The organism is Bacillus sp. BS98, from assembly GCF_008432245.1.
Taxonomy (GTDB): domain Bacteria; phylum Bacillota; class Bacilli; order Bacillales; family Bacillaceae_G; genus Bacillus_A; species Bacillus_A toyonensis.
Map to the genome: position 1 here is coordinate 238,586 of NZ_CP043831.1, position 13,813 is coordinate 252,398.

At 32.0% G+C, this 13,813-nt stretch carries 19 protein-coding genes and 1 pseudogene; 13 read left to right on the forward strand and 7 right to left on the reverse strand.

Going from position 1 to position 13,813, the window contains the following annotated elements; translation table 11 throughout:
- Positions 1-25: 25 nt before the first annotated feature.
- From tnpB (F0362_RS28280) to F0362_RS28305, 6 genes are all read right to left on the reverse strand, one after another.
- Positions 26-382 (reverse strand): IS66 family insertion sequence element accessory protein TnpB, encoded by a 357-nt coding sequence (gene tnpB / locus F0362_RS28280; protein WP_149890142.1) that lies wholly within the window; start codon positions 380-382, stop codon positions 26-28.
- The gene (locus F0362_RS28285; protein ID WP_149890143.1) at positions 379-693 is read right to left on the reverse strand and encodes an IS66 family insertion sequence element accessory protein TnpA; all 315 of its coding nucleotides are present in this window, start codon (positions 691-693) and stop codon (positions 379-381) included. Before F0362_RS28285 ends, tnpB (F0362_RS28280) begins: the two co-directional genes overlap by 4 nt.
- A 156-nt stretch (positions 694-849) precedes the next feature.
- Entirely contained in the window at positions 850-1,161 is a 312-nt protein-coding gene (locus tag F0362_RS30755; protein WP_216370152.1) for a hypothetical protein, read from the reverse strand.
- 32 nt (positions 1,162-1,193) lie between these two features.
- A complete protein-coding gene (locus F0362_RS28295; protein WP_149890144.1) occupies positions 1,194-1,598 on the reverse strand; it encodes a hypothetical protein in 405 nt (134 codons plus the stop codon).
- Between the two features lie 53 nt (positions 1,599-1,651).
- Positions 1,652-2,137: a hypothetical protein gene (locus F0362_RS28300; protein ID WP_149890145.1), complete on the reverse strand. Its 486-nt coding sequence runs from the start codon at positions 2,135-2,137 to the stop codon at positions 1,652-1,654.
- Positions 2,138-2,162: 25 nt separating this feature from the next.
- Positions 2,163-2,405 (reverse strand): helix-turn-helix transcriptional regulator, encoded by a 243-nt coding sequence (locus F0362_RS28305; RefSeq protein WP_253265958.1) that lies wholly within the window; start codon positions 2,403-2,405, stop codon positions 2,163-2,165.
- A gap of 366 nt (positions 2,406-2,771) precedes the next feature.
- Between F0362_RS28305 and F0362_RS28310 the strand changes: the two genes are divergently transcribed.
- Together F0362_RS28310 and F0362_RS28315 are read left to right on the forward strand one after the other, a co-directional pair.
- Positions 2,772-3,218 carry a hypothetical protein gene (locus F0362_RS28310; RefSeq protein ID WP_149890147.1) on the forward strand — a complete coding sequence of 149 codons (447 nt, stop codon included), beginning with the start codon at positions 2,772-2,774 and terminating at the stop codon, positions 3,216-3,218.
- Between the two features lie 153 nt (positions 3,219-3,371).
- Positions 3,372-4,106 (forward strand): exonuclease/endonuclease/phosphatase family protein, encoded by a 735-nt coding sequence (locus F0362_RS28315; RefSeq protein ID WP_149890148.1) that lies wholly within the window; start codon positions 3,372-3,374, stop codon positions 4,104-4,106.
- Positions 4,107-4,297: 191 nt separating this feature from the next.
- Here the strand turns inward: F0362_RS28315 and F0362_RS28320 are convergent, their stop codons facing one another.
- On the reverse strand, positions 4,298-4,981 hold the full coding sequence (locus F0362_RS28320) for a hypothetical protein (RefSeq protein ID WP_149890149.1): 684 nt from the start codon (positions 4,979-4,981) through the stop codon (positions 4,298-4,300).
- A 517-nt stretch (positions 4,982-5,498) separates the two neighbouring features.
- On the opposite strand from F0362_RS28320, the gene F0362_RS28325 reads away from it, so the two are divergent.
- The 11 genes and pseudogenes from F0362_RS28325 (at position 5,499) to F0362_RS28375 (ending at position 13,650) form a co-directional block, all read left to right on the forward strand.
- Entirely contained in the window at positions 5,499-5,816 is a 318-nt protein-coding gene (locus F0362_RS28325) for a PadR family transcriptional regulator (protein ID WP_000681020.1), read from the forward strand.
- On the forward strand, positions 5,803-6,372 hold the full coding sequence (locus F0362_RS28330; protein ID WP_149890150.1) for a DUF2812 domain-containing protein: 570 nt from the start codon (positions 5,803-5,805) through the stop codon (positions 6,370-6,372). The genes F0362_RS28325 and F0362_RS28330 overlap by 14 nt, the downstream gene beginning before the upstream one ends.
- Before the next feature lie 390 nt (positions 6,373-6,762).
- Positions 6,763-7,785, forward strand: a pseudogene (locus F0362_RS28335) (DUF6094 domain-containing protein).
- Positions 7,745-8,269 carry a hypothetical protein gene (locus F0362_RS31100; RefSeq protein WP_253265959.1) on the forward strand — a complete coding sequence of 175 codons (525 nt, stop codon included), beginning with the start codon at positions 7,745-7,747 and terminating at the stop codon, positions 8,267-8,269. The pseudogene F0362_RS28335 and the gene F0362_RS31100 overlap by 41 nt, the downstream one beginning before the upstream one ends.
- A 121-nt stretch (positions 8,270-8,390) precedes the next feature.
- Positions 8,391-9,110 (forward strand): hypothetical protein, encoded by a 720-nt coding sequence (locus F0362_RS28345; RefSeq protein WP_149890151.1) that lies wholly within the window; start codon positions 8,391-8,393, stop codon positions 9,108-9,110.
- 237 nt (positions 9,111-9,347) lie between these two features.
- Positions 9,348-9,722: a hypothetical protein gene (locus tag F0362_RS28350; protein WP_060751059.1), complete on the forward strand. Its 375-nt coding sequence runs from the start codon at positions 9,348-9,350 to the stop codon at positions 9,720-9,722.
- Between the two features lie 367 nt (positions 9,723-10,089).
- Entirely contained in the window at positions 10,090-10,422 is a 333-nt protein-coding gene (locus F0362_RS28355; RefSeq protein WP_172624235.1) for a transposase, read from the forward strand.
- A 39-nt stretch (positions 10,423-10,461) separates the two neighbouring features.
- Positions 10,462-10,890, forward strand: a complete 429-nt coding sequence (locus F0362_RS28360; protein WP_149890153.1) for a hypothetical protein — start codon at positions 10,462-10,464, stop codon at positions 10,888-10,890.
- A 92-nt stretch (positions 10,891-10,982) separates the two neighbouring features.
- On the forward strand, positions 10,983-11,564 hold the full coding sequence (locus F0362_RS28365) for an SMI1/KNR4 family protein (RefSeq protein WP_149890154.1): 582 nt from the start codon (positions 10,983-10,985) through the stop codon (positions 11,562-11,564).
- Positions 11,565-11,821: 257 nt separating this feature from the next.
- On the forward strand, positions 11,822-12,943 hold the full coding sequence (tnpB, locus tag F0362_RS28370; RefSeq protein ID WP_149890155.1) for an IS200/IS605 family element RNA-guided endonuclease TnpB: 1,122 nt from the start codon (positions 11,822-11,824) through the stop codon (positions 12,941-12,943).
- Between the two features lie 191 nt (positions 12,944-13,134).
- Complete coding sequence (locus tag F0362_RS28375) at positions 13,135-13,650, forward strand: hypothetical protein (RefSeq protein ID WP_098804103.1); 516 nt, start codon at positions 13,135-13,137, stop codon at positions 13,648-13,650.
- Positions 13,651-13,813: the final 163 nt, after the last annotated feature.

A 13,813-nucleotide genomic window follows, 5' to 3' on the forward strand; every position in this document is an offset into this window, starting at 1 on the left:
CAAATTCCTTTTACATATATGATTATTATAGAATGGTTCTCGCATGTACGGCTTGATGCCCTTGTATTTGGTGAAAAGCAAATCCATCAAGAAGCCATCTCAGTTGTCGTCTTGATATGGTAAGTGGCGCACCCCGATGCCCAGTTGGCCAGTAAAACGTTCCCTTTTCCAATCTGCGATAATGTAACCAGAAACCGTTATGTTCCCAAACAAGAATTTTTAGTTTATCGCGTGAGCGATTACAAAAAACAAATAAACAAGAAGAAAAGGGGTCTAACTCAAATTCTTCTTTTACAATAGCCGCTAGACCATTAATTGATTTATGTAAATCTGTTGCCCCTTGTGCAAGATATACCTTTTCAATAGCTACTTCCGATATCATTGTTGTTTCACTGCCTGCATCACTTGCAGGAGTACTTGTGGGGTAAAAGGTACATCTAATTCAATGGTTGCTTCTTGAATGTGAATTCGAATCGTGGCATGTACGTTTTCTTCTACGACAGGGACATTCATAGAAATCCAATTCACACACTCATTTTGATTTTCAGTTTCAAGTGATAATTTTTGTAGCCAGTAATATAGCCGATGAACCGGTAGGTTCTGTTTTTTACACCAGGTAACTTTGGATAATCCACTGTTTTTATAGTCTTGAATATAAGTTTCCCATTCTTTCTTTAATAGGTGTCTTTTCATAAAAAAACCTCCACATGTAGTATGTAAGGAGATTATCTCATGAGTTATTTACAACTAGTAGGTGGGGAATATTTGACGCTTACGTATCAATTTGATCAAACTTTATTTTAAATTGCATTGCTGAGAATTAATAATCATTATTTTGCTATATGATAATTATAATGAGTTTGGTTTGAATTTCTTGTTTATAAATCTTATTTGTAATACAGATAATAGAAGAATAATTTCTAGACCATGATGTTTATTTTGTGAAGTACAGGGTACATCCCTGCCAACTAAACCATTATACTTAACTGCTCGTGGTGCTTCATTTACAAATTTTTCACTCATGATATAAATACTTAATACAGAAAGGAGATGCTCGCAGGACCGAGTGAAAAATGCTTTTTCAGGTACCTGGGGTGTTAATTTGATTACCTCTTTATCGAAACTTGTGCACATGCTTTTTAAGAATTTAACTTCAGTCAATTTATATATCCTCTTAAGAACCGCAAATCAGTTCAATAATAACTACTAAACCGTAAATAACCAATACCCTCTATATAAGAGTACTCCTGATGTTGTAAGTCCGTTATTACTTTATTAGGCTCTTCATATTGAATTAAATCGGTTAACAATAGAAATTCAATAAACGAAACATCTACGTCACGATAAAACCCATTTAAGATCTTTATCTCTAGTTCGCTAAATTGGATACCATACATTAATTTGTTTACTAATTTTTCAGTAATCAAATCCCCGAATTCTTTAACAGGCTTCGGTATATCCAATTTTTTTCTATCATCATTTTTAACTCTTAAATCTAAAATTAAATAATCAATTTCTTTTGAGGAAAGTGCTTTAGTATTTTGAATAGGAAATTGCGGCCTGGTATTCCTTTTTAAAAGGTCTTTAAGGGATTTCAAAAAATCACTTCTTTAAACATGGTTGTAAATGAAAATATATTATTTAGGCTAAATTAGATGAGATGGAATTCAAGTTGATGGTGTTTTTTGTTAATGATGTTCTTTTTTTGTTTCTTAGGAATACTTACATCAAAAGTAATATCTGGAGTAGAGTCTAGGGTGAGTTTTAAGAAGTTTCGGTCTAAGTGGCCTGAATCTAAATTGATTGGTTCTAATTCTCCATAGCAAAATTCACGGATCGTACCATCATGACCATATAAAAACCAGCGGGAATCTTGTAAAAATTTTAGTCTAATATCATGAATGCCTAAAGCTGAGATTATTTGTTCTTGTACATCATTGATACTCTCTAAAATTGAAACATTTGTAGTGGAGTGTAAATTGTCTCGCAAATGTACTTCGATGCAATTTGAATATTTCACTTTAATTAACACGCGTGATTTTGCAGGTTGGTTATTTTTTTTGAGTTTTAATACTAGTATTTTCGCACCTAGTTTCTTAGCGTCTTTATCAACCAATTTTTGATTTGTATTGTTCATTTTTTATCCTCCTTGTCTAATCATATTATTTATCTTTTGGATCCTTTTTCATAAACTTTGATCGGTTAATTCTCAATTCTTCTTTTAATATAACAACCTCAGAACGAAGGAAAATAGTACATTTTTCTTCAGACTTAATAGGGATTAAACGGCCGTCTTTAACCAGGGCTTTAACTCGTGCATTAGAAACTCCAAGAAGCGCAGCTACATCTTTAGTTATCATGAGCTCTTGTGCGAGCCATTTCTTTAGTTCCGATGTTATATTCATTCGCATTCTTTCTCCTTAATAGACACGAAAAAGTGAAGTAATGTGATACCTTTGTTTTTATATTATCATTCAGGGTTACCATATGGCAATGGTTTATTTTTAACTTTTCAAATAAATTGAATTTTCTAAAAGTTAGTTTGATGTTGTACAACATAATATGGTAAAATTATGTTGATATACGGTTGCTATATGGTAATAGAGTGTATGGAATTTGGCTATAATAGTTAGTGCCAAAAGGATTATTATTAATGAATCACGAAATCATTGTATATCTATAGAATATAAAAACCTGTTGGCAATATTGTTTAACAGGCTTATATAACCGGTGTTTATTTAGTCAAATGTTTTAGAGGGGAGGATATATTTATGAAAGTATTTTTATCCAGAGATGCAGCTATGGAAATGAATTTAACACAGCTGCATCTGAATACGACTTATACTCTTGTTAATTATGGTGAACCTAAGACGGCTCTAATGAGAAAGGTTCAAATAAATATTACTAAAATTGAAGATATGAAACTTAAGGTTGAAGTGATTGAGGAGAGAGAAGGACCTAAGGTGTATGGTTTTTCAATTAAGGACTTTTTTAATGAATTAGTTAAAGGTGTAGAAAATCGTCCGAAATTTAATTTAACATATTATGATATTGATGAGGCTAAATCTATAGTATCTTATGACTTTACTTTAAATTCAAAAACATCTGATATGGAGATTAATAAATTTATTGATTTTATAGAGGGACAAATAACAAGTGTACATTTAGAAGTTTTTAAAGCATTTAATTTACCAACAAACAAACCTCGGAATAGTTAGAAGGTTTGTAAATACAGGAGAGGTAGGGGTCATTGTTGCAATGACCTTTTTTACTTGAATGTGTATAATTCAATAATATTGGGAGGTACACAAATAATAGAAGTTATAAAAGAGTGTATATTATCAATTTAATTACATATAGGGGCTGGGTAAATGAAAGTAGTCGCATGGAATGCAGGAATGGCATTTAGAAAGAAAATTGATGAAATATTACCGCTTAAAGCAAACATATTAGTAATTTCAGAGTGTGAAAAGCCGGAAAAGTGGGGACAGATTATTGATGAAAAAGGTATCCATAAATTTTTATGGGAAGGGGATAATCCAAACAAGGGTATTGGAATAATTACTTTTGATGCAAATTATCAAATTGAAACTCATCCAGCTTATGATAAGTCATACCGCTATATTGTTCCATATAAAGTCTCAGTTGGTAAGCTGGAGTTTATATTGTTTGCAGTTTGGTCACAAAAGGGTGAAAAACGTTATGATAGTTACATAGGTCAAATATACTTAGCGTTAGAGAAATATGCTTCTTTGCTAAAAGAACCATGTATTATTGTAGGTGATTGGAACAGTAATAAGTTATTTGATCATGTCAAAAGAGTTAAGACACATTCTGAGGTTGTTGAATTCCTTGAAGGATTTGGAATTAAGAGTGCATATCATCATTTATTTAAGATAGAACATGGTGAAGAGTTGAAAGCGACCCATTATTTTAGAAAAGAAAAAGCGAGGTCATTTCATATTGATTATCTATTTGCCTTTGAAATATTCCTTAACGAATTACAATCTATTGAAATAGGTTCTTATGATGAGTGGATTGAGTTTAGTGATCATATGCCAATAATTGCTGAATTTAATATGTTAAGAGAGTTTAATTCTTATTGAACTAACGGGTGCTTTAGTTGAACAAGATTTAAACAACCTTATTATTAATTTTTGTCTACAAGCACATTTAAATGGTTAGAAATTAAACAACTTTAAAGAGCCTTACTACAATATAATTTAAATAGACTAAACTAATAAGAGGATATTATGTTCAATATATGAGCATATATCCTCTATAATTGGGCGGCTGCTTAACGAGCTCTATTTAGTTTCTCCTTGAATTCCTTTAATGGTCGCTTACGACCATCATGATAAGGTTTATTATAAACAATATCTTCTGATATCATGATTTGCCTCATCAAAGCATGATAGACAGCAGGATGAAAAATAATGGAGTCTTGGGGGTATCGTGCAAATACCCATTCATCATAATCGATATCTTTGCAAGGGTCGTATTTATCAACTAACTCAAAGGTATCGAATTTTTCTCCGTTACCAATCTTTTCAATCATTTCTTCCATTATCTCAACATGAGTATCAGGTCCGTATGGGTCTTGAAGAAAAGCATCAAAGAGTTCGTCGAATGTTGGAGCCCAGATATGTAACTTTTCTTCTTTAGGAAAATGACTTTCCATTACAAAGATCAATGAGACACATCGCCCTTCCCAGCCGCATCTCGTGATTAATACTTTATTGTCATAGGTGTCGCCTCTAATAACAAGAACTTCTTCGATATTTTCGTTTAATGTAACGTTACCATGCTCATCAATGTCCTGTTCTCGTTTATCATCGACCACTACTTGACCTGTATAATCGAAACGTGGTTTATCCAGATATTGAAATTTCATATCCCACGGGTCCAAAGGTACTCTATCTATAACACTCTCACATATAAATCGAGGAAATCCCTTCTCTGACAACTCATCATAATTCATTTTTTTACCCCTCCGATAAAAGTATTTAAGGAACGTCTACATTAATATTAAACTATGGAAATGATTGTCACAATTTAATTTTACAGAGTATCGTTACAATGGCAGATGAATGAATTCACATCTAGGTTTATCACCCCTAAAGGGAGGAGAATCAAATGCAGGTTGTCAAAGAAGAGCTATAAAAGTCTTAAAAGAACTATTTTAGATACTTTTGGTGTCCAAAGATAATAAAGTTGTTTAATTTACAATAAATTCGTTTAAAACATAATAAAGTTATTTAAAAAATGCTGGTCATGTTATTCAACAATTGAGTCATTTAATTGAATAAGACTACATAAAAAGTCGCTTTCCCTTACGTAAGGAAAGTGACTTTTTAGCTTGATTTCCTCCATGTTATCAAGCTATTTATTTTAAGTTCCTTTGACTAATTTCGAAAATGTTGTTGACTATTCAGTTGAACTGTATTATGTTATTATTAAGTTGAACTATATAGTCGAACTGAATAAAGGGTGAGGATATGAAACATAAATTATTACCGTTGTCTGAAACCATGCATTATATTTTATTAGCTATGCGTGAGCCACTCCATGGCTATGCCGTAATGCAGAAGATAGAAAAGATAAGTAACGGAACTGTTATTTTAGCAGCTGGTACATTATACGGTGCGATTGAAAACTTGAATAAGCATGGTTGGATTGAATCTGTTGGAGAGTCAGGTCGGAGAAAAGTTTATATGATAACTGCGGAAGGAAGTGCCATTTTGAAAATGGAGCAAAATAGGCTATTACATATTTTATCCCTGTACGAAGGAAGTGAATCGAATGAAGAAAGCTAAGATATTTTTTGATATCGAAAAAGAGGAGCAATGGCTGAATGAGCAATTACAAAAAGGCTATCGTTGTACAAATATTAGTGGATTAGGAATATACACTTTCGAAAAAACCGACAAGAGATATGTGATGCGACTGGATTATCAAGATTATTTGTCAAAGAAAAAGTCTAAAGATTACAGAGGGATATATGAAGATTTCGGTTGGAACTATATAAAGGGGCCTTGGCTTAGTGGAACTCGATATTGGCAAAAAGAAGATGATAATCAAAATGAAATCTTCTCGGATCGCCAATCAAAGAGCAATTATTATAAAAGATTGATGGGCTATTCATCTGGTATTGGTATACTATTATTGCCTTATTTTCATATGCTTTACAAGAATTCAGGTTTATATTTAACTGAAGGTCTTTCGAGTATGAAAGGTGCATTGTTTTGGAAAGCATTATTATTTGAAACTCCATTTGTCCTTTTGAGGTTGCTTCCAGCCTTTATACTTGTTTTCATTGGTATCAGCTTCTATAAAAATTATCAAAAGTATTCAATGTTAAAAGAAAAATAAACGTTTTTAAATTTCCTAGAATCGCGCGCTATTGTTGAATAAACCTTAGATTTCCAAACGACTTTATTGTTATATTTTTAAGTACAGTGAAGTATCTTATATCGAAAATTAAATAACTATATTTTAACCCCGTCCTAAATTTAGTATGGGGTAATGCTTGTTTTAGGTATTAAAGTAAAATAACTTTATTGTCTTTATACAACTTAATCAAATTGAATTTTTTTAGGTTTATAGTTAAAATAAAAGTATACTTTTTAATTTTATTTTTATATTCACAAATATTAGCGGTCTTTCGGACTGAGAATTAAGCTTAATGTGCTTAATATCTTTATCCGAAGACCGCTTTTTTGTGGTATTAAAAAGTAAAAAATATTAAAGGGAGATGTAATTATGAGTAATATTGGTAACAAGTTAAGAAGTGGATTTTTCGCGACGTCAGAGCAACAAGGACGATATCTAGTTGAACTATTTAATAAACCCAAAGGCTTAATAAATATCTTTGATCCAACTTGTGGCGAAGGGCGAATATTAAAGCAAATAGCTAAGAGTTTAGAAAGTGATGAAAATCAACTACAAACATACGGAGTTGAGGTAGATAAGGCTAGATGTAAAGTTGCTATGGAACTATTGGATCACTGCAGTAATGCAGCTATAGAGACAATGGTAGTGCAGCGAAATGCATTTTAGCTCATTTATTTAAATCCACCTTATGATTTTGAAATGCTTGGTGCAGATGATTTAGAGGGTGCAAAAAGAAAGGAATTTATTGAATTAGAAAGAGCTACAAGGTACTTAGCGGATGAAGGTATTATGTGTTATGTAATTCCGTCATATAGGTTTGCTGCAAAAAAGGTGGCAAGATTTATTAGTACCCATTTTGAAAAAATTGCTGTCGTTAGATTTTCTGATGAAGATTACGATGACTTTAAGCAATGTGTGCTGATTGCAAGAAAGCGCAGTAGCGATACTTCAAAATTCATTAACAAAAAAGTCTATAACTTTCTTATAGATATGGATAATGAAGAATTTGTCTTAAAAAACGTAAGAACGATTAGTTCTCTTGTTGGAAAATTGAAATGGGATGTCCCAGCTGCTTTTAAGCCAATAAATATTGTTTATAGTAAGTTGGATTCTAAAGATAACTATTATGAAGGAATTATTAATTCTTCAGGATTTGAGCAATTTATTGGCCAAACCAAACCTAGAGAAATTTTATTGGATAATCAACCAATTATTAATCTTAACTCAGGACAATTAGCTTTATTAATGGCTAGTGGTTTTGTAAATGGGATGATTGGTAATGCTGAGGATCTCCATATAGTACAAGGACAAGAAATAGTTAGTAAAGAGACAGAAGTAGAACAAATTCAAAATGAAGATGGCTCAGTTAATAGCGGAAAAAAATCGAGCTAGTCAGGCGATTAATGGAACTGTATCATCTGAAGGATTATCAGCCATGTTAGGAGATTCAGGTAATCTTCAGGCAGCATTAATCAAACAAATACAAAATGGGAAGAAAATTAAAGGCACAACTGAAGAATGGGTAACTCATGCTTCTGCGAAAGCACGAGAATTACTTAATAGAAAAACTAATAAGACTAAATTTCTTGAAGAAGGTGTATATAACTCCTTAATTTCATGGATGAAGAAGAAGGGGATTCATGAAGTTATGCTATCTTCAGTTAACCATGATAAGAAGAAAATAGTTGAACGCATACTTAAAGATCAGATAAACGGATTTAAATATAAAGAAAATGAACTTATGGTAGATGAGATTGTTGCATTTGGTACAACTAATGTATCCGATTCAGATGTTTATCAACATTTCTATGATGTAGCAGCATATATACAATTTAATGATATCGAAATAGTATCTGAGACAAAAAATCAATTATGAAGAAACGAAAAATTGAAGAAGGTCAATTAGCGATGAATTTATTTGATTTTTGAAAAAAAGTGAAAAGCAAAGAGGAATTTAATAAAAAAATTAAAATTAAACATTAAGGGAGGAAATTGTAATGATAGGTGAAACTTTTAAAAATTTATTATTAAGTCTAGCTGGTTTAATAGTGGGGTTAAGTGCTATATATTTAATAATTAAATATAGCTTCAAATTAACAGTAGAAAAAGCTATACCTAATTTAATAGTGTATGCTAGCTTATATTTACCAGGAGTTATTACATTTGGGTTAGTTGGATATTTTTCAAATTCATGGATTTTTGGTATTGTAATGGGCGTTATAGTTGAGGCAATTCGTTTCTATGGATTAGGAAGAATACTAGATAAAATATCCTCTTCATTAAGAGCGATGAAAGTGAAAGTTGCTATTGCAAGAGCAAATAAGAAAGCAAATGCTAAAAATAAACCTTTAGAGGTAATTGAAGTTGCTCAAGTTAAACTTGAAAAAGAGAACATAGTACAAGAGCAACCAGTAATTGAATTGAAAAAAGAACAAAAGGATATTATAAAAACAGAAGCGCCAGAAATAATTGATGATGCAGATGATGTAGAGGATTTAGAAGAAATGGAAGGTTTAGAACGTGTAGCGGTACTCGAGCACATAGAAATGGTCGCAGAAACTAAAGAAGAAATATTAGTGGAAAATGATACTGCAGTTAAACGTGAACGTAAGCAGGCAGAAAGTACACCTGATACACAGGAAATATATGAACAATTACAACTTGTTTTAGTTGGTGGAGATTTAGAAAAAAATAATCAAGAAATTAGTTTGGATTAATATAAGGGCTATCATCATTCCCATGATGATAGCTCTTTTAAATTTTAAATAAAAAGCTCGCTTTAATACGAACTAGCTAATATCTTACCCTGTTTCAATAATGGAAAAATAAATATCATGGTACTGTTAAGAGATAATAAAGTTGCTTAATAAGGAATGCTATAATTTTTTAAAAGGAAATTGTTATTAAAGTACATGTTTTATAAAAAGAGCGAAAAGATTTTCAAGGGGGCTATTATGAAGTACTTTGAAGAAGCTAAAAACATTTGGAAAAACCAGGTTCCAAAGAATGGTCAATCAGACACTATCGAAGGTGAACTAATAAGAGCAGTAGAAAAGCTTCGATATGAAGCACAAAACAATGGGAATGGCAATTGGGATGAGGGCCTTGAGCGTTTTTGTGAATACATTTGGGATATTTTAAATGACAGTAAAACCTTCGAAAGCAATTCTTTAGAAGAAATTAAATTTGATATTAAAACATTACTCGATTATGAAAATCCTTATCTTGAAGACGATTTATATGATAGAATTACTGACCGAGTTGTTGAATGGAGTATTGCTCATAATGGTCCAATTAGAAGAGAAAAAGATCCGAAACAGTATAGGTAAGTTATTCAACTAACGGGTGCTTTAGTTTAACAAGATTTAAACGACTTTATTATTGATTTTTGAGTGCAAACACATTTAAATGGATAGAAATTAAACAACCTTAAAGAGCTTTACTACAATACAATGTAGCAAGGCTCTTATATTTTTTATATCTAAATTAAATAACTGTATTATCACTTTACATGTTACGCGAATAATAAACCTGTTAAAAGTAATAACGCCATTTCAAAAAACTTTAGAAACACATGGTAATAATTGGTGCAATCGTTCTTTATCCTGTATGATGAAAATAGGGATATTCCAATATTTTCATAGACAATAATTAGCTTAATAGAAGTAGAAAAAATTATTAATAGGAACGAAAAGGATGATCAAAATGGGAAGAAAAAGGAACTCGCATGGCATAGACCGTGTCTTTGTTAAAGACTTAAAATATGAAATAAGATTGTCTGGATCTGAAACACTATCTATACATAAAACTAACTTTGAAGACTGGGAGTTAGAATTAAGTGCCTATGAAGAAGAATTATATTATTTTGAAGATGCAAAACAAAAAAATGAACCTATAGAATTTGCAATTTATATTCAATATATGAATCGTTTAACAGGAAAGGCGGTAGTGAAAAATATTGAAAAAAATACAGTTGTAGTAAAGGGAATTACTGTTTTATATGGGTATAGATATGTATCACCACGTTGAAAATATTTTAAACAAAATAAACTACAAGGGGTAGATAAAATGGGGAAATATGTGAAAGACCAAAAGGTAGTTGCCTATACACTATTAGGATTAGAACCTTGTACAGTTGTAAGAGTTGGTTGGATTTTTATTACGGTAAGAGAAGAAGAAACGGGTCATCTATATTCTGTTAGAAAAAGTAAAATGACACCTATCGAGGAAGAGGAACACTATCTTGTAGAAGAAAGTATTGATGATGAAGGGGTATTCGGTATAGGTAGATTGTTTGCTAAAATAGAAGCAGAAGACATGGAAGTTGCAAAGAAATCATTTGAAGAGAATGAAGACTTCCCTAAATACGAAGATTTCCATAAACCATCAGAAGGGAAACTGTATGGTGGAGAGTACTATACTACAATCAAAACAGGTAAAGAGTTACTAGAACAATACTTTAATCGAGAAGAGCTAGAGCGTAATGGTACTAATTAAATTAGATGTGAAAACAGTTAAAGGTCAAATCTTATTTATGTTAGGTATATAGACTAAAAAAATGCATATTGGATTATTGGGAGGACAAAATAATGGATTTGGTAAACAAATTTTTAAACGGTTTGAAAGCAGCATTATCAACAGCTAATTTCGAAGCACTAAATAAAGCATACGGTGCTACAAAAGGGGATATTGATATATTAAGGACGAAATATCCAAATTGTCCAGAATCATTAATCTCTTTACTTGAAAATATCGATGGTACATATTGGCGGAAATATGGAGAAAACGAAGTCACGGTATGTATTTTAGGTTCAGATGTTGAAGAGTATCCATATTATTTGCTTTCTACACAGGAGATGATCGAAAGTTCAAAAGAAGGAGAAGACGTCTCCTATCTTTTAGAATACCAAGATGACGAGGAAGCTGTTGATTCTAAGATAAATCCAGAAGGACTTCTCCCTGGCACGTATATTCACTTTTCAGATTGTATGAACAATGGTGGAACATCAAAGCTGTATATTGATTTTAACCCTTCTGCTGAAGGTGTATGCGGTCAAATAATTCGTTTTTTACACGACCCTGATGAATATGAAGTGATTGCAAACAGCTTTGATGAGTATTTACATAATCTTATTGATGGGAATTTTAATTTTCTAGGCGAGGAAGAATAATCTCAATAATTTGTGAAGAAGTATACTTAAACTAACAGGTTCTTTAGTTGAACTAGATTTAAATAACTTTATCATTTTAGCCAAGAAGACTCCTTCCTCAAGGAACGCTAAGTGAGTAGGTGGGAGATGAATTGGCTTCGGACAAGGGATGGCAGGGAGCCATCTTAATTGTTCGACATACATAAATTGTTACTTCACTACCTATCGAATGTATGTTTGTTATATAATAGATACATATCGAAATGGAGGTGAAATGAATGATGATCAATAAAGCATATAAATTTCGTATCTATCCAAATAAAGCACAAGCGACTCTAATCAATAAAACGATTGGTTGTTCTCGTTTTGTATTTAATCATTTCCTATCTCTATGGGATCATGCATACAAAGAAACAGGAAAAGGTTTGACATATGGTACATGCTCTGCCAAACTTCCTGCCATGAAGAAAGAGTTTGTTTGGCTAAAAGAAGTGGATAGTATTGCGATTCAGTCTTCTGTTCGCAACCTTGCGGATGCGTATACACGTTTTTTCCAAAAACAAAACAATGCCCCGCGTTTCAAATCTAAGAAGAACAACGTACAATCTTACACCACAAAACAAACAAATAAAAACATTGCCGTTATAGGAAACAAAATAAAATTGCCAAAACTAGGTCTTGTTCGATTTGCCAAAAGTCGTGAAGTAAAAGGACGTATTTTAAATGCTACGGTTAGACGGAACCCTTCTGGTAGATACTTTGTTTCATTGTTAGTTGGAACAGAAGTGCAAGAACTTCCGAAAACAAATTCTTATATTGGAATAGATGTAGGACTAAAAGATTTCGCCATTTTGTCAGATGGAACAACCTATAAAAATCCGAAGTTTTTTCGATTGTTAGAAGAGAAGTTGGTAAAAGCACAGCGTGTTCTTTCTAGAAGAATGAAAGGATCTTCTCGCTGGAATAAACAACGAGTAAAGGTAGCTAGAATTCATGAATACATGGCAAATGCTAGAAAAGATTACTTGGACAAAATCTCAACTGAAATCATCAAAAACCACGATGTTATCGGTATAGAAGATTTGCAAGTATCTAATATGTTAAAGAATCATAAGTTAGCAAAAGCGATTAGTGAGGTATCATGGTCACAGTTTCGAACTATGTGGGAATATAAGGCAAAATGGTACGGTAAACAAGTCATTGTCGTATCGAAAACATTTGCTTCAAGCCAATTATGTTCTTGTTGTGGATATCAAAACAAAGACGTTAAAAATCTGAACCTACGTAAATGGGATTGCCCTTCTTGCCATACACACCATGATAGGGATATTAACGCAAGTATCAATCTAAAGAATGAAGCGATAAGGCTTCTAACCGCAAGGACTGCGGGGTTAGCCTAATAAATTAGAGTTCGATAGAACTCTTTACTTAGGAATCCCCCACTTTCACTTCTAAACGAAGTGAAAGTGGGGGTAGTTCAATCCAAACCAACATTTAATTCTTATTGAACTAACGGTGCAGGATACTGGAATAGGGATGTTGATATAATTAAAGGGGAATGTACTTTATTTTATAATTTATGAGGTGGAAAATGGGCTCTTTAGAATTAAACAAATCTAAATATATTGTCTCTAATATCAAAAACATTTTGCATAAAAAGCTTATACTTGAAAAACCGTTAACTAAAGATGAGGTGAAAAAATTAAACCTAGTTAATCCCCCTGTATACGAAAATGAGAAGTATCTCATTCAAGAACGGTGGTTTTATAGTATTAATATCGGAGAATGGGAAGATGTGGAGATTTTTATTCAAGGGAATAATGAAAATCCCGATGTGGAGATTATCGAAATGGCAGAAAAAATATTCGATGAACTCCATCTACATATAAGCCGTGCATTAAAATATTTACAGGAATTCTTCCCTAATCAAGAAATGAAGAACTACTATCTATCCACAATATGTTTTGGAAAGATGGTTAATTTTGACGATTATATATTTTCAGGGTTTAGTTTAGCTTTTATTTTTGATGGTCACTTTGAGTTTCAGTATAAAGTAAAATTTAAAGAGGATGGATGGCCTATTGGTTTTGAAGGTGGGCCACTTTAATAATCATAGATAATTTTTTCTTATTGAACTAATGGGTGCTTTAGTTGAACAAGATTTAAACAACTTTATTATTGATTTTTGAGTGCACACACCTTTAAATGGATAGAAATTAAACAACCTTAAAGAGCTTTAATACAATACAATGTAGCAAAGCTCTTGTATT

Excerpts from the sequence above, each read along its gene's own strand:
- F0362_RS28285 (WP_149890143.1), bottom strand. The coding sequence starts at position 693 with ATGAAAAGACACCTATTAAAGAAAGAATGGGAAACTTATATTCAAGAC.
- F0362_RS28365 (WP_149890154.1), top strand. The coding sequence starts at position 10,983 with ATGGATTTGGTAAACAAATTTTTAAACGGTTTGAAAGCAGCATTATCA.
- F0362_RS28315 (WP_149890148.1), top strand. The coding sequence starts at position 3,372 with ATGAAAGTAGTCGCATGGAATGCAGGAATGGCATTTAGAAAGAAAATT.
- F0362_RS28345 (WP_149890151.1), top strand. The coding sequence starts at position 8,391 with ATGATAGGTGAAACTTTTAAAAATTTATTATTAAGTCTAGCTGGTTTA.
- F0362_RS28355 (WP_172624235.1), top strand. The coding sequence starts at position 10,090 with ATGATCAAAATGGGAAGAAAAAGGAACTCGCATGGCATAGACCGTGTC.
- F0362_RS28325 (WP_000681020.1), top strand. The coding sequence starts at position 5,499 with ATGAAACATAAATTATTACCGTTGTCTGAAACCATGCATTATATTTTA.
- F0362_RS31100 (WP_253265959.1), top strand. The coding sequence starts at position 7,745 with ATGAAGATGGCTCAGTTAATAGCGGAAAAAAATCGAGCTAGTCAGGCG.
- F0362_RS28360 (WP_149890153.1), top strand. The coding sequence starts at position 10,462 with ATGGGGAAATATGTGAAAGACCAAAAGGTAGTTGCCTATACACTATTA.
- F0362_RS28320 (WP_149890149.1), bottom strand. The coding sequence starts at position 4,981 with ATGAATTATGATGAGTTGTCAGAGAAGGGATTTCCTCGATTTATATGT.
- F0362_RS28300 (WP_149890145.1), bottom strand. The coding sequence starts at position 2,137 with ATGAACAATACAAATCAAAAATTGGTTGATAAAGACGCTAAGAAACTA.
- F0362_RS28305 (WP_253265958.1), bottom strand. The coding sequence starts at position 2,405 with ATGAATATAACATCGGAACTAAAGAAATGGCTCGCACAAGAGCTCATG.
- tnpB (WP_149890155.1), top strand. The coding sequence starts at position 11,822 with ATGATGATCAATAAAGCATATAAATTTCGTATCTATCCAAATAAAGCA.
- F0362_RS28310 (WP_149890147.1), top strand. The coding sequence starts at position 2,772 with ATGAAAGTATTTTTATCCAGAGATGCAGCTATGGAAATGAATTTAACA.
- F0362_RS28330 (WP_149890150.1), top strand. The coding sequence starts at position 5,803 with ATGAAGAAAGCTAAGATATTTTTTGATATCGAAAAAGAGGAGCAATGG.
- tnpB (WP_149890142.1), bottom strand. The coding sequence starts at position 382 with ATGATATCGGAAGTAGCTATTGAAAAGGTATATCTTGCACAAGGGGCA.
- F0362_RS28350 (WP_060751059.1), top strand. The coding sequence starts at position 9,348 with ATGAAGTACTTTGAAGAAGCTAAAAACATTTGGAAAAACCAGGTTCCA.
- F0362_RS28375 (WP_098804103.1), top strand. The coding sequence starts at position 13,135 with ATGGGCTCTTTAGAATTAAACAAATCTAAATATATTGTCTCTAATATC.